The organism is Pseudomonas sp. LBUM1644 (genome assembly GCF_059716195.1).
Genome location: NZ_CP166812.1, coordinates 353,598 through 368,927, shown reverse-complemented (window position 1 = coordinate 368,927; position 15,330 = coordinate 353,598). Strand labels below are relative to the sequence as shown.

Genomic DNA, 15,330 nt, shown 5'->3' with positions numbered 1-15,330 from the left:
TTCGTTGAGGCGGCACTAGCAGAAAATCTGTTAACCGCCACTATCAGTTCTGCTAGTTACGCCAGCAATCAAAACGGCGCAGGATTAACTATCCATACATGCGGCGAGAAAATTGTCATGGACAACGACACAACCGACACGCCCTCAAATTCGCTGGCAACCCACTCTAACGATGCCGGGCCAGATACCAACTATAACTACAATCGGTGGATGACGCAGATAGCGCTGAATATTGCGCACATGAAAATGCATCAACTCGCCATTCCTGGCGCGCATAACGCGGGTGTTGACCTAGATGGTAAGTTTGATATCGGATTGCGGTTTGGGGCTTGCCAATACAAAAGCTTTCCCGAACAACTGGCCGCCGGCGCACGTTATTTAGACTTGCGACTAGTGGATAGCAGTTATAAAAAAACAATAGGAAACAAATTTCCAACTTATAAATTTATAGAAGTCTTTGAATTCAAGCATGGACCCGTTAGCGCAGGTCGAAGCCTGGATTACCTAATCACTACGGTAAAAAATTTTACCACCGCCAACCCAGGCGAGATTGTATTTCTAGACTTCCACCACTATGACAAAGGGGCTAATTACTCCTATAACAGTCTTGAACGCTGCCTACCTAAATTCAACCCTATCAAAGATCGTTTAATTCCGCCTTCAGCTAAAGACTTAAGTATTGCAGAAATTCGTCAGAAGCATCCGGGCTGTAGCATAATTTTGGCCCTTGCCCCAGGCCCTGTTGATAATTGGCCAAGCGGGGTAGTACGGAGAGATCAGTTATGGTCCCCTCTTCCACATGCATGGCGCGAGCACGATTCCGATGAAGAGATATTATCGCTCACCGTTGAATCCATGATCGCTCCCCTAACAAGCCAGTATTGGGTACTTTCTGCTGCCACGTCCAATTCGCTACGAATACCACAGAATCTGAGCCGGAATAGCTCAATACGAATAGAAGCGTTTAAAGCAGGGTATCAAAATGTAAAAACCCTCATGGTCAACTTCATTGAGAGCGAAGATTCCAGAATCAGCGTAGTAGATCGCTGTATCGAATTAAATATAAAAAGATCCGTCGACACCTCTCCGCCGACCATTCCTACCAATTTTGTTGTAACACCAGTGGACGAAGATATTATTGATGGTGAGCGCCAAAACACACTGCGGTTTACATGGAACGCTTCCACCGATAATCTGGGCATGAAATATTATGAAGTCTTTCGTGATGGTGTATTCTATTTTGAAACAGGCAAGACAACCGCTGAAAAAAAGAACCTACCTCTTAAAAACTATTCGTTCGCAGTCAGAGCCATTGACAACTTAGAAAACAAATCTGACTTTGCCAGCTTCGAATTAATACAAGACAAGACTCCCCCGACCCTTCCAGAAAACTTGAGATTCGGCAGAACAGGATTCACCTCAGTGGTTCTGGAATGGGAGCCTTCGTTCGATGAAGCAGGCGTAGAGTCTTATGAGATATATAAAAATGGAAAATACATTACAAACACAACCGAGCTTACGTTTCGGCCCGATCTGCTAGATCCTGCTGAAAAAGTTGAGTTTTCGGTTCGTGCCAAAGACATGAACGGACTCTACTCAGAGTATACAAATTTAACACTTTGGCCACGCCCGCGACTTATAAACCCTAGAATATCTATAATTGACTACGACGATGATAACTTACTATATACTGTGCTTTATATGTGGGACATCGATACACCTTCTCAATTTATTCTATATTACGTAGGCGAAATCAAAAGCCATCTTAGTTATTTTATTAGCAAGCATATTGATGGGGTAACTCCTAGCCTCAGCCTCAAAATCAAGCAGGGTGAACTCATATCTTTCAAGTGCTCTCTTCGGCTATGGGACTCTCAAGATTACGCTCCAACATATGAATATGATGTTGTTTTCGAAGGCTTCCCCCCTTCACCTATCCCCAATTTGAAACTAACTTCTCAAACACCAACCGAAACCTCGATCTCCTGGACACCCTCAACCAGCAAAAGTTTAACAAACCAGGCAATTTCACTTAATGAAGGGCCTCCGATACTCATCTTACCGACAGTACGTGAATTTGTATTTGAAGGGTTGCCAATAGACGAGGCATTCACCATCGAAATTTGGGTCATTAACGCCTTTGGTGCAACCTCAACTATAGAATCCATCACCTTTGATCCCATAGCCCCCAGCAAACCTGGCATCCCCCAAATCAACGATATTACCCACGCATCGGCAGAAATTCGCTGGGCGGCCGCAAGCGGCCTGGAGGTTCAGTACAAGGTTTCTCTAAATGGATACCTCGTTGCTCATACCAACGAACCACGCTACCTCGCAACCCACCTGAAAAGCCTGTTCGACTATCACGTAGAAATCCGTGCCTTCAACTCAAGTGGGGTGTCCGAGCCGACTACCGCGGCGTTCAAAACCTTGCTCAGTCCACCGGCCAACCTGAGGTTCAGCCACGTCAATGGAAATTGCAGGTTGGCGTGGGACCCTGTTTTCAGCAAATTCCCATCGCATGAGGTGTCGATCAACGACAAGAAGTTTACGACGGTCCCGGGGCGCTGGGGTTACAACTTCAGACTGTCGGATCTGTCTCCAGGTCCTGTCCCGCACCACTTCAAGTTTGCGGTTCGCGCTCATCTGGACGGCGCAAGTTCCGAAGTCAGCCTGTTGGAGAAAACGCTGGCTGATGGTGTGCCGCCAAGCCGGCCCGGAGCGCCTGACGCCAGCGAAATTACCGATACTTCGGTGTACCTGGCCTGGGAACCATCGAGCGACAACGTCGGGGTCGCTGGTTATCGGGTGGTCCTCAATGGATTGCTTCTTCTCAATACTCCGTATCCGTACATCAGGTTCACCGCGTTGACACCGGGGGCTCATCACTATGTGTTCGTGCGGGCCAAGGACGCGGACGGGAATCTCTCCTGCCGTAGCGCGATCACCACGTTCAAGACCACCGGGCAGGCGCCATTCCCGCCTCCTGTTGCGCCCGTCGTGAATATCGTCGATCAGACATCCACCTCCGTGAAAATTGGGTGGTATTTCATAGAAAACTCCGACACGTTCGCGTCGGGGGTAAGAATCATGATCAACGATGAGTTCTACCGCGACATCCTGTTCGCTTTGCAAACCGATACGTTATACGAGTTGATCCCTGGCAATGAGTACAAGATCAGCGTGTCGAGTTTCGATATGATTGGGCAGCTGTCTGAACCTGTAATCCTGACTTATGAACCCAAAGACACCACAGCCCCCAGTGTTCCTGGCAATCCGCGAATCACAGATAAGGCCCCAGACTCGATCACGCTGGCCTGGGAGGCATCGACGGATGATATCGGGGTCTGCGAATACGCTCTCTACAACGATCAGGTGTACTTCGACAGTACGCCACTTACCCAATACAGCGTCACAGGCTTGATGCCGGGAAGTTATTCTTTTGAGGTGCGCGCGCTGGACTATTCCGGCAATGCCTCTGAGCCTGCCAAAATCGCCGTTGAAGTCGGTCCGCCACCTGCCCCGCCCACCAACTTCCGCTTCACGCGTGGACTGATCCCGACATTGGAGTGGGATGCACCCGATGAGCCAGTAACCGGCTATCAAATCATCCTGACAGGCCCACAAGGGACCGATCTTCCTCCCTACGACTCGATACAACCCATCCTTAAACCGGTGCTGCTACCACTCACTCGCTATCAGGTACGGATTTCAGCACGTAACGCTGCGGGGTACTCGCTACCTTTGTTCGCTGAAATAACGACATAAGTAGAAAGACGATCATCCGCTCAAAAAAAACCCCGCTTTCGCGGGGTTTTGTTTTTTATCAGGCCGGTTGTACCTGCACGCTCAACGGTTTGAGCGGCAGCAGCGGCGCATGGGGATCGGCTTTCACCGATTTGCGCCAGGCTTCGAGCCACTCGGGGTGGCCTTCGCTCCAGACCTGCTCATGCAAGCGAGCCAAAGCCACCGGGTCACTCAATAGCTGCACACGCTCGTTGTTGGTCAGGCCTTCAGGCCCGACTTTCAACGCATGGCGAACCCGCTCGACCCGCAACCACTCGATCGGCTCGGCCTGACCGTGGCGCGATGTCGCCAGCGAACACGCTAGAGCGTTCTGCTGCGGATCAACCACCGAACGGACAAAGCCGTCTTTCAGCGCATGCCAGCGGTTTTCATGGGTGTACTGGTCAGTGGCCAGCAACGCCTGTGGCGGATTGTATTCCTCGGGAATCAGGAACAGGCTCTCGTCGCGGGACTTAAGGCCCAGGCCGACACGGCTGGAAATCACCGACACCGGGATCGACAGCATCAACGAACCGACGATCGGCACCAGCCACCAAAGGAAGCTCGGGTTCAGCCAGATCACCAGCAGCGCCCAGAAGAAACCCAGCAAGGTTTGTGGACCGTGGCGCTTGACCGCTTCGCTCCATGGCGTGGAGTCGTCGTCACGTTGTGGCGAGTTCCAGGTCGCGGCCCAGCCGAGGAACGCGGCGAGGACGAAACGGGTGTGGAAAATCATACGCACCGGCGCCAGCAGCATGGAGAACAGCATCTCCAGCAGCATCGACAACGTCACCTTGAACTTGCCACCGAACTCCTTCGCACCCTTGGCCCAGATCAGGATGATGCTCAGCAACTTAGGCAGGAACAGCAGCACGATGGTGGTGGAGAACAGCGCAATCGCCTTGTCCGGGTGCCATTGAGGCCACAGCGGATAGAGCTGGCGCGGTTCCAGGAAGTACTGTGGTTCCATCAGCGTATTGACCGCCAGAAGCGCCGTCGACAATACGAGGAAGAAGAACCACAACGGCGCGGACAAGTAAGACATCACGCCGGTCAGGAACACCGCACGGTGCACCGGGTGCATGCCCTTGACCAGGAACAGGCGGAAGTTCATCAGGTTACCGTGGCACCAGCGACGGTCACGCTTGAGTTCGTCCAGCAGGTTCGGCGGCAATTCTTCGTAGCTGCCCGGCAAGTCGTAGGCAATCCACACGCCCCAGCCAGCACGGCGCATCAGCGCCGCTTCAACGAAGTCGTGGGACAGAATCGCGCCAGCGAATGCGCCTTTACCCGGCAATGGCGCGAGGGCGCAGTGCTCGATGAACGGCTTCATGCGGATGATCGCGTTGTGGCCCCAGTAGTGGGATTCGCCCAACTGCCAGAAGTGCAGGCCGGCGGTAAACAGCGGACCGTAGACGCGGGTCGCAAACTGCTGCATGCGTGCATACAGGGTGTCCATGCCCGACGCACGTGGCGCGGTCTGGATGATCCCGGCGTCCGGTGTGGCTTCCATCAAGCGCACCAGACTGGTCAGGCATTCGCCGCTCATGACGGAGTCAGCGTCGAGCACGACCATGTATTTATAGTCACCGCCCCAGCGACGGCAGAAGTCGTCGAGGTTGCCGCTTTTACGCTTTACGCGACGGCGACGGCGGCGATAGAAGATCTTGCCGAAGCCCCCGGCTTCACGGCAGACGTCCAGCCAGGCCTGCTGCTCGGCGACACAGATATCGGCTTCGTTACTGTCACTGAGGACGAAGAAGTCGAAGCGATCCAGGTCACCCGTGGCCGCGACCGACTCGAAGGTCGCCCGCAGGCCGGCAAACACCCGTGGCACGTCTTCGTTGCAGATCGGCATCACCAGTGCGGTGCGCGCGTCCTTGGCGATCGGCTCATTGCCGGCGCTTTTGCCGGAAATGCGGTATTTATCGTGGCCGGTGAGCAACTCGAGGAAGCCCATCAGCGCCGTCCAGAAACCGGCGGATACCCAGCAGAACAGAATCCCGAACAGAATCAGGATGCTGGTTTGCAGTGCATACGGCAGCACTTGCGTGGCCGTTTGCATCAACGGTTGATGCAGCACTTCGTTCAGGTCAACGAACGACCAGCCCTGGTACGGCATGATGCCTTTCATGTACCAGCCGGCAATGATGGTCTGGCCGAGCATCAGCACCAACAGGATGTAGCGACGGATCGAACCGACGGTGCGCCAGCGAGCGGCCGGCAACACGCGCTCATCCTTCGGCGGGGCCGGCGGATTGGTGCGACCGGTCATGCGACGCCAGCCACGCACCAGGATGTTGGTACGCCATGGCTCCGGCACTACTTTGGTCCGGCGGATCGGTGGAGTCGCCTTGAGGACGATCCGACCACTGGCGTCGACCGCCAGCATTTCCGCGTCCTGCAACTCTTCGGCGGTGTTCAGGGTCAGGCGCTTGCCGACCGAAGCCTGGGCGGCCTCGGCCGGGGCGTCGAACGTCGAAGACGACAGACGCTGGTGCAGTTCGCTGAAGGACTTGCAGCCCGCGAGTTCCGCGCGCTGCTCGTCGGTCATTGGCAAATGCGCCAGATACTCGGACAGAGTCTCTGGCTGTACTTGAGGATTACTCATCGGCAGGCAACTGATAGCTCCAGGTCTCGGTCAGGACTTCTTCAGTCGCTGTCGATTCCGGTGTGGCTGGGGCCGCGTCGGCAGCAGCAGGCTGCGTGGCGTCTTTGTTGGCCTTGTCCTTGGCATCCGCAACCGGGTTGGCGTCAGCCTTTTTGTCCTCGGCTTGCTTCGCTTCTTTGTCCACTTTCTCTTGCTGTCTGGCGGCAACTTTGTCGGCCTTGGCAACGGAAGAGGTGGACGCTGGCACGGATGACTTGGCCAGGTCTTCAGGCACGATGTTCTGGACCAGTGCAGCACGCATTTCGGTGGATTTGCCCGGGTCCTTGATCTTCATGCGCAAGGTCAGGCGCCAGCCCTTGGTTTCAGGGTTATAGCGTACGCTGTTCTCGACCAGTTCGGCATTGTCGCCAACGCTGACCTGGCTGCGAACGTCCGCATCTGCCGGCAATGCCGCCAGGGACGGGCCTTCGAAGTCCACCAGGTAAGCAACGCTACCGTCCGGCTGACGGATCAGGTTGGACTGTTTGACGTCACCGGTGGAGCGCAATGTCTGTTTGACCCAGGCACTGTCCGGCGCATGAATCGCGGCTTCGTCCATGGTCCAGTGCATGCGGTAGCCGAATTCCAGCGGCTGGCCAGGCTCAGGCAGTTTTTCCGGGCTCCAGAAGGCAACGATGTTGTCGTTGGTTTCGTCGGCAGTTGGAATTTCCACCAGGTCTACAGAACCCTTGCCCCAATCGCCTTTTGGCTCGATCCAGGCACTTGGGCGCTTGTCGTAGCGGTCGTCGAGGTCTTCGTAGTGGCTAAAGTCACGGCCACGTTGCAGCAAGCCGAAGCCGCGCGGGTTCTCGATCGAGAAGTTGCTGACTGCCAGGTGTTTCGGGTTGTTCAACGGACGCCAGATCCACTCGCCGTTGCCGGCATGGATCGACAGGCCGCTGGAGTCGTGCAACTCGCGGCGGTAGTTCAGCACTTTCGACGGCTGGTTGGCGCCAAACAGGAACATGCTGGTCAGTGGCGCAACGCCAAGCTTAGTGACCTTGTCACGCAGGTACATCTGCGCCTTGACGTCGACAATGGTGTCGCTGCCCGGACGCAAAGTCAGGCGATAGGCACCGGTAGCACGAGGCGAATCCAGCAGGGCGAAGATCACCAGGTGTTTGTCACCCGGTTTCGGCTGTTGAATCCAGAATTCGCGAAAACGCGGAAACTCTTCGCCGGACGGCAAGGCAGTATCGATGGCCATGCCACGAGCGGACAGGCCATAGGTGTGACCCTTGCCGACAACGCGGAAGTAACTCGCGCCGAGCATGGTCATGATTTCGTCTTGCTTGTCGGCCTTGTTGATCGGGTAAAGCACACGGAAACCGGCATAACCCAGTTGTTCGGTGGCTTTAGGATCGAATTTCAAGTCGCCGAAATCGAAACGAGTTGGGTCGTACTTGATCTCTTCGACGTTGTTGGCCGTGATTTCGTTGATTTTCACCGGAGTATCGAAATGCATGCCCTGGTGATAGAACGACAACTTGAACGGAGTTTTCTGATCCGCCCACTCGGCTTTTTCGGTCAGGAAACGAATTTTCTGATAGTCCGCGAATTTCATCTCGCGGAATTCGTTCGGCAGGTTACTGCGCGGGGCTTCGTATTTCTGCCCGGCCAGCTCTTTTGCCTTGGCCGATACATCATCCAGACTGAATGCCCAGAGTTGACCGGCGCTGAGCAGGCAGAGCAGTGCAGAGCCTGCTACCAGAGCGCTTCGTAACCGTTTGGCAGACAATCTTGGTGCATTACAGGGACTAACAATCACGAGCAACCCTCGCCGAAAACAGATCAAAAAACCAACGGCCAGTTAAAGGGCCTGTGAGGCAGGCGGCATGAAAAAACCACCCCTACAGACCACTCTTGCCAAGTTGGCGAGCATTGTTCCGACTCCGATGGGGCTAAATGATTCCCCAAACGGTCCAGGACAAGTCTCTACCTAAGTCAAAATGGACCAACGAACGCTGATCCCCGTAGCGCGCGATTATCTAGTAGGCCGCGTTACAACGCATCAGGGGTAACAAAGTATTTATCGCGAAAAACCCCTGTTTTCAGTCGAAAAGGGCTTAAAAACTCGTTTTAAGCCCTTTCAGGTCTGTAACAGGAAGGTTACCGGGCCATCATTGACCAGGTGCACCTGCATATCCGCGCCGAATCTACCTGATGCCACAGTGCCATGCACCTGTTTTGCCTTGCCTAATAGATAGTCGAAAAGTTCCTCGCCCAGGGCCGGAGGGGCCGCGGTCGAAAAACTCGGGCGCAACCCGCTCTTGGTGTCCGCGGCCAAGGTGAACTGCGAGACCAGCAGCAACCCTCCGCCGACATCCGCCAAGGACAGGTTCATCTTGCCCTCGGCGTCACTGAATACTCGATAGTTAAGCAGCTTATTGAGAAGTTTGTCGGCGCTGGCCCGAGTGTCCTCGGGCTCGACGGCCACCAGCACCAGCAAACCCTGATCGACTGCGCCAACCACCTCCCCCGCTACCTCGACTCGCGCACCACGCACGCGTTGCAGCAGGCCCTTCATGCTTCTTCGGGGGACAGGTCGAGCAGGCGCCGAGCCATCTGATCGGCGGCACGCACCAAAGCATCGGTAATCCCCGGCTCGGCGGCGGCATGACCGGCGTCGCGGATAATTTGCAGTTCGCTGTTCGGCCAGGCCTGGTGCAGTTCCCAGGCGTTATCCAGCGGGCAGATCACGTCATAGCGGCCGTGGACGATCACCCCCGGCAAGTGGGCGATCTTGCCCATGTCGCGAATCAACTGGTTCGGCTCAAGGAAGGCGTCGTTGGTGAAGTAATGACATTCGATGCGGGCGATGGACAACGCGCGCTGCGGCTCGGAGAACCGGTCGACCACCATTGGATTCGGACGCAGGGTCGCGGTCCGGCCTTCCCAAGTGGACCAGGCTTTGGCTGCGTGCATCTGGGCGATTTGATCGTTGCCGGTCAGGCGCTTGTGGAAAGCGCTGAGCAAGTCGTCGCGTTCGTCCTGCGGGATCGGCGCGATGTAGTCCTGCCAGTAATCGGGGAACAGACGGCTGGCGCCAGCCTGATAGAACCACTCGATTTCCTGCGGACGGCAGAGAAAAATCCCACGAAGGATCAGACCGTGCACACGCTCCGGATGGGTTTGCGCGTAGGCCAGGGCCAGGGTCGAACCCCAGGAGCCGCCGAACAACACCCACTTTTCAATGCCCAGGTGTTTGCGAATTCGCTCAAGGTCGGCAACCAGATCCCAAGTGGTGTTGTTTTCAAGATTGGCGTGAGGCGTGGAGCGGCCACAGCCACGCTGGTCGAACGTGACAATGCGATACAGGTTGGGATCGAAATAACGACGGCTTTGCGCGTCACACCCGGCGCCGGGGCCACCGTGAATGAACACGACCGGCAAACCTTCCGGTGAACCGCTTTCGTCGACGTACAGCGTGTGAGTGTCATCGACGGCCAGATCGTGCCGGGCGTGGGGTTTGATCTGCGGGTACAAAGTCTGCATTGCGCGCTCCGTAAGGGGTCGAGGTCATCCCTGGGGGGACTTCTATTATTCTGCCGTTGGGCATCATAAACCCGAATTACGTCAATGAGCATGTCCTGCGCGCGGGAGCCGGTTCCCATAGGCGATATCCGCCCGACCGGCCCTTGTAGGAGCTGCCGAAGGCTGCGATCTCTTGATCTTGAAAAACAGAATCAAAAGATCGCAGCCTCCGGCAGCTCCTACAAGGAGGTTATGCGTTGTAGCGGTGCTTGCCCCAGGCCAGTAGCCCTTGCAGCAATTCCTTGAGCACCACCTGCGTCGGTGCGGCCAGGTCCGGTCGATAACGGAACGGTTCAAACTCTTCCATGTACGTGCACTGCCCCAACTCCAGCTGCACGGCGTGGATATTCTCCGCCGGGTTGCCGTAATGCCGGGTGATGTGCCCGCCCTTGAAGCGCCCGTTCAGCACATGGCTGTAGTCGGTGTGCTTCGCGCAGATGGCTTCCAGTTGCGTGGCCAACTGCGGATCGCAACTGGCGCCGTTGAAGGTGCCGAGGTTGAAGTCCGGCAGTTTGCCGTCGAACAGGTGCGGAATGATCGAACGAATCGAGTGCGCATCGAACAGCAGCGCATAGCCAAACTCGGCTTTGAGTCGTGCCAGCTCGTTCTGCAACGTGCTGTGATACGGCGTCCAGACCTGTTCCAGATACGTTGCGCGCTCTGCAGCCGACGGTTCCATGCCCTCGCGGAACAACGCAATACCGTCGAACAATGTCGCCGGGTACAGACCGGTCGTAGCGCCGACGTACAACGGTTTGTCGTCGGACGGACGGTTCAGGTCGATGACAAACCGCGAGTACTCGGCAGCCAGCGTACTGGCGCCCAGTTCGGCGGCGAACTCATAAAGCGTGGGGATGTGCCAGTCGGTGTCCGGCAGGCTTTTCGCGTCGGGAATCAACCCGGCTTCGACGGCCGGGGTCAGGCGCAGGCCGGCGTGGGGCATGCTGATCAGCAGCGGCACGCGGCCTTGTTTGAAGTTCAGAACCTTATCCACAACTGCTCTCCTACAGACTTGTTTCGACGCCGTGACGCACGACGCGTTTTTCCAGGTCACCACCCAGCCAGTACGACAGGTCGGCGGGACGATCGATTTGCCAGGCCACAAAATCTGCGACCTTGCCCACTTCCAGCGAACCATGGGTGTCGGCCATACCCAGCGCTGTGGCCGCATGAATCGTCGCGCCGGCCAGGGCTTCTTCCGGGGTCATGCGGAAACAGGTGCAGGCCATGTTCAGCATCAGACGCAACGACAGCCCTGGCGAAGTGCCGGGGTTGAGGTCGCTGGCGATGGCGATCTTCACGCCGTGTTTGCGCAGGGCGTCCATCGGCGGCAATTGAGTCTCGCGCAGGAAGTAGAATGCACCGGGCAGCAGCACTGCGACCGTGCCGGACTTGGCCATGGCGATGGCGTCGTCTTCAGTCATGAATTCCAGATGATCGGCCGACAAGGCGTGATAACGCGCCGCCAGACTCGAACCGTGCAGAGACGAGAGTTGCTCGGCGTGCAGCTTCACCGGCAAACCGAGTTCTTGCGCGGTGATGAACACCCGCTCGACCTGTGCCGGGGAAAACGCCAGGTATTCGCAAAACGCGTCCACCGCGTCCACCAGCCCTTCGGCGGCCAGGGCCGGGAGCATTTCGGCGCAGATGTGATCGATGTAGTCGTCAGCGCGATCGGTGTATTCCGGTGGCAAGGCGTGAGCGGCCAGACAGGTGCTGCGCACGCTGACCGGCAGTTCGGCGCCAAGACGACGGGCCACACGCAGCATCTTGCGCTCGTTGGCCAGGTCCAGGCCGTAGCCGGATTTGATTTCGATGCTGGTGACGCCGTCGCGCATCAGGCTCTTCAGACGCTTGGCCGCGCTGGCGAACAATTCGTCTTCGCTGGCCGCGCGAGTAGCACGCACGGTACTGGCGATGCCGCCACCGGCCGCCGCGATTTGCGCATAGCTCACACCTTGCAGGCGCTGTTCGAATTCACCGCTGCGGTTACCGCCAAACACCGTGTGGGTGTGGCAGTCGATCAGGCCCGGGGTCACCCAGGCCCCCTTCAAGTCATTGACGGCCGGGTATTCGCCGGCCGGCAGTTCAGCGCGAGGGCCGATCCACTCAATGTGCGCACCTGACGTCACGATGGCCGCATCCTCGATGATCGAGTAGGCGCCTTGCGCCATGGTTGCGACGTGGCAGTGTTGCCAGAGCGTTTTCATCCGTGGCCTCCGTTAGGTTATCGATGTGAAAAAGAAGGTTCTTGCTCCACCAATACCGCCTTGCCTGCCGCGGGCTTAACCCACGTCAGATAGGCCAGCACCAGCAATGCAATCCAGACTACGCCGACGATCAGCGCTGCCTGGGTGTCCGGGAAATAGCCCAGCACGCCGAAGACGAACAGCATGAAGGCGATCGCCGCCATTGGCGCGTAGGGCCAGAGCGGCACCGGGAATTTCAACTGTTTGACCTGCTCGGCGCTCATGGAGCGACGCATGGCCACCTGGGTGACCAGAATCATCAGCCAGACCCACACCGTGGCAAAGGTCGCGATGGAAGCGATCAGCAGAAACACGTTTTCCGGAATCAGGTAGTTCAACAATACGCCCAGCAACAGCGCACTGCTCATCACCACCACGGTCAGCCACGGCACGCCGTTGCGCGACAAGCGGGCGAAGCCTTTCGGTGCGTGGCCTTGCTGAGCCAGACCGTACATCATGCGGCCCGCGCCGAAGATGTCACTGTTGATGGCCGAGACCGCCGCCGAGATCACCACGATATTGAGGATGGTCGCCGCCGAACTGATTCCCAGGTTGTCGAAAATCTGCACAAACGGGCTGCCTTGGCTGCCGATCTGCTGCCAGGGAAAGATCGACATCAGCACCAGCATCGTCAGCACGTAGAACAGCAGGATGCGCAACGGTACCGCGTTGATCGCCCGAGGCAATACGTGCTGCGGGTCTTTCGCTTCACCGGCCGTGACACCGATGATTTCGATACCGCCAAAGGCAAACATCACCACCGCGAACGAAGCGATCAGTCCGCCCACACCATTGGGCATGAAGCCGCCCTGGGTCCACAGATTGCTGATGTCGGTCGCTTGGGCGCCGGGCGCGCTGCTGATGCCAAAGAGCATGATGCCGAAGCCGCCAAGGATCATCGCGACGATGGCCGCGACTTTGAGCAGCGACAGCCAGAATTCCATTTCGCCGAAGACTTTGACGTTGCACAGGTTCAGGCCACCGACCACCGAAACGATGCCCAGCACCCAGATCCAACGTGCGACCTCCGGAAACCAGAAGCCCATGTAAATGCCGAACGCGGTCACGTCGGCCATACCGACGATGACCATTTCAAACGCATAGGTCCAACCGAGGATGAAACCCGCCATCGGTCCCAGGTAGGTGCTCGCGTACTGGCCGAATGAGCCGGCCACCGGGTTGTGCACCGCCATCTCGCCGAGGGCGCGCATGACCATGAAGACCGCCGCGCCGCCAATCAGGTAAGCAAGCAGGACCGCAGGGCCGGCCATTTGAATGGCCGAGGCAGAACCGTAAAACAGCCCGGTGCCGATCGCCGACCCCAGCGCCATGAAGCGAATATGTCGGGCAGAGAGCCCGCGTTTGAGTCCTTTTGATTGCTGTTGCATTGCTCGTCCTTAATTATTCTTGTCCGACGCAAAATCGATTCGCGAGCAGGCTCGCTCCCACCGGGGTACGCATTCCCCTGTAGGAGCTGCCGAGTGCAACGAGGCTGCGATCTTTAAAAGCAAGATCAAAAGATCGCAGCCTGCGGCAGCTCCTACAGGGGAACAAGGTTGCGGTGATTACAGGCTAGGCAGCAACTTCGCCGTCACCAGCTCGTTCAGGCAACGCGTGGCCAACAACTCGCTCGCCGCGTTGATGTCCGGGGCGAAGAAGCGGTCCTTCTCATAGAACGGCACTTCGTTACGCAGGATGGCCCGAGCCTTTTCCAGTTTCGGCGAGGTTTTCAGGCCGTCGCGCAGGTCCAGGCCCTGTACCGCCGCCAGCCATTCCACCGCGAGAATGCCGCGCGTGTTCTCGGCCATTTCCCACAAACGCTTGCCCGCAGCCGGGGCCATGGACACGTGGTCTTCCTGGTTAGCCGAAGTCGGCAGGCTGTCCACCGAATGTGGATGGGACAACGCCTTGTTCTCGCTGGCGAGTGCCGCCGCAGTCACCTGGGCGATCATAAAACCGGAGTTCACGCCGCCATTGGCCACCAGGAACGGCGGCAGTTGCGACATGTGCTTGTCCATCATCAGCGAGATGCGGCGTTCACTGAGGGAGCCGATTTCAGCGATGGCCAGTGCCATGTTGTCAGCGGCCATGGCCACCGGTTCGGCGTGGAAGTTGCCACCGGAAATCACGTCGCCTTCAGCGGCGAACACCAGCGGGTTGTCGGAAACCGCGTTGGCTTCGATAGCCAACACTTCGGCAGCCTGACGGAACTGGGTCAGGCAGGCGCCCATGACTTGTGGCTGGCAGCGCAGGGAGTACGGGTCCTGGACCTTTTCGCAGTTCTGGTGCGAGTCGGAGACTTCACTGCGCTCGCCCAGCAGATCGCGGTACGCGGCAGCGGCGTCGATCTGGCCTTTCTGGCCACGCGCGGCATGGATGCGCGCATCGAACGGCGAGCGCGAACCCAGCACCGCTTCGACGGTCAGGCCGCCCAGCGCCAAGGCACCGGCGAACAGGTCTTCACCTTCGAACAAACCGCGCAACGCGTAAGCGGTGGACACTTGGGTACCGTTGAGCAGCGCCAGGCCTTCTTTCGCGGCCAGGGTCAGCGGGGTCAGACCGGCGACTTTCAGCGCTTCGGTCGCTTCCATCCACTCGCCTTTGTAACGCGCCTTGCCTTCACCCAGCAGCACCAGCGACATGTGGGCCAAAGGCGCCAGGTCACCGGATGCACCGACCGAACCTTTCAATGGAATGTGCGGGTAAACCTCGGCGTTGATCAGGGCGATCAGCGCGTCGATCACCACGCGGCGGATACCGGAGAAACCACGGCTCAGGCTGTTGACCTTGAGCACCATGATCAGCCGTACCAGCGCGTCGCTGATTGGCTGGCCGACACCGGCGGCGTGTGACAACACCAGCGAGCGCTGCAGGTTTTCCAGGTCTTCGCTGGCGATGCGGGTCGAGGCCAGCAGACCGAAACCGGTGTTGATGCCGTACGCGGTGCGGTTCTCGGCGAGGATCTGTTCCACGCAGGCAACGCTGGCTTCGATCTGGGCCGATGCGCTGTTGTCGAGGGTGATGTTGACCGGTTGCTGATAAACATCACGCAGTTGGGCAAGGCTCAGTTGGCCGGGAATCAGGTTTAGCGCAGTCATTTCATGCTCCTTG

Annotated in this window: 9 protein-coding genes; 1 reads left to right on the top strand and 8 read right to left on the bottom strand. The window is 57.6% G+C overall.

Annotated features, from left to right (window positions below; translation table 11 throughout):
- The first annotated feature begins 117 nt into the window (after positions 1-117).
- Complete coding sequence (locus ACA052_RS01730; protein WP_497648123.1) at positions 118-3,768, top strand: hypothetical protein; 3,651 nt, start codon at positions 118-120, stop codon at positions 3,766-3,768.
- Positions 3,769-3,826: 58 nt separating this feature from the next.
- On the opposite strand, the gene mdoH is transcribed toward ACA052_RS01730, so the two are convergent.
- The 8 genes from mdoH to hutH all read right to left on the bottom strand — a co-directional run bounded on the left by mdoH (position 3,827) and on the right by hutH (position 15,317).
- Positions 3,827-6,397, bottom strand: coding sequence for a glucans biosynthesis glucosyltransferase MdoH (gene mdoH, locus ACA052_RS01725; RefSeq protein ID WP_497648122.1), 2,571 nt, complete (start codon positions 6,395-6,397; stop codon positions 3,827-3,829).
- Positions 6,390-8,204 carry a glucan biosynthesis protein G gene (locus tag ACA052_RS01720; RefSeq protein ID WP_497648121.1) on the bottom strand — a complete coding sequence of 605 codons (1,815 nt, stop codon included), beginning with the start codon at positions 8,202-8,204 and terminating at the stop codon, positions 6,390-6,392. The genes mdoH and ACA052_RS01720 overlap by 8 nt, the downstream gene beginning before the upstream one ends.
- A gap of 321 nt (positions 8,205-8,525) precedes the next feature.
- Positions 8,526-8,963, bottom strand: a complete 438-nt coding sequence (dtd, locus tag ACA052_RS01715) for a D-aminoacyl-tRNA deacylase (RefSeq protein WP_034148582.1) — start codon at positions 8,961-8,963, stop codon at positions 8,526-8,528.
- Entirely contained in the window at positions 8,960-9,931 is a 972-nt protein-coding gene (gene pip, locus ACA052_RS01710) for a prolyl aminopeptidase (protein WP_497648120.1), read from the bottom strand. The genes dtd and pip overlap by 4 nt, the downstream gene beginning before the upstream one ends.
- 229 nt (positions 9,932-10,160) lie before the next feature.
- Positions 10,161-10,964 (bottom strand): N-formylglutamate deformylase, encoded by an 804-nt coding sequence (gene hutG / locus ACA052_RS01705; RefSeq protein WP_497648119.1) that lies wholly within the window; start codon positions 10,962-10,964, stop codon positions 10,161-10,163.
- 10 nt (positions 10,965-10,974) lie between these two features.
- Positions 10,975-12,180, bottom strand: coding sequence for an imidazolonepropionase (hutI, locus tag ACA052_RS01700; RefSeq protein WP_497648118.1), 1,206 nt, complete (start codon positions 12,178-12,180; stop codon positions 10,975-10,977).
- Between the two features lie 17 nt (positions 12,181-12,197).
- Positions 12,198-13,607 carry an amino acid permease gene (locus ACA052_RS01695; protein WP_497648117.1) on the bottom strand — a complete coding sequence of 470 codons (1,410 nt, stop codon included), beginning with the start codon at positions 13,605-13,607 and terminating at the stop codon, positions 12,198-12,200.
- A 177-nt stretch (positions 13,608-13,784) separates the two neighbouring features.
- Positions 13,785-15,317 (bottom strand): histidine ammonia-lyase, encoded by a 1,533-nt coding sequence (gene hutH / locus ACA052_RS01690; RefSeq protein ID WP_497648116.1) that lies wholly within the window; start codon positions 15,315-15,317, stop codon positions 13,785-13,787.
- Positions 15,318-15,330: the final 13 nt, after the last annotated feature.

Bases quoted from the DNA above. Each gene is read 5' to 3' on its own strand.
- ACA052_RS01730 (WP_497648123.1), top strand. From the start codon at position 118: ATGGACAACGACACAACCGACACGCCCTCAAATTCGCTGGCAACCCAC.
- mdoH (WP_497648122.1), bottom strand. From the start codon at position 6,397: ATGAGTAATCCTCAAGTACAGCCAGAGACTCTGTCCGAGTATCTGGCG.
- dtd (WP_034148582.1), bottom strand. From the start codon at position 8,963: ATGAAGGGCCTGCTGCAACGCGTGCGTGGTGCGCGAGTCGAGGTAGCG.
- pip (WP_497648120.1), bottom strand. From the start codon at position 9,931: ATGCAGACTTTGTACCCGCAGATCAAACCCCACGCCCGGCACGATCTG.
- hutI (WP_497648118.1), bottom strand. From the start codon at position 12,180: ATGAAAACGCTCTGGCAACACTGCCACGTCGCAACCATGGCGCAAGGC.
- ACA052_RS01695 (WP_497648117.1), bottom strand. From the start codon at position 13,607: ATGCAACAGCAATCAAAAGGACTCAAACGCGGGCTCTCTGCCCGACAT.
- hutH (WP_497648116.1), bottom strand. From the start codon at position 15,317: ATGACTGCGCTAAACCTGATTCCCGGCCAACTGAGCCTTGCCCAACTG.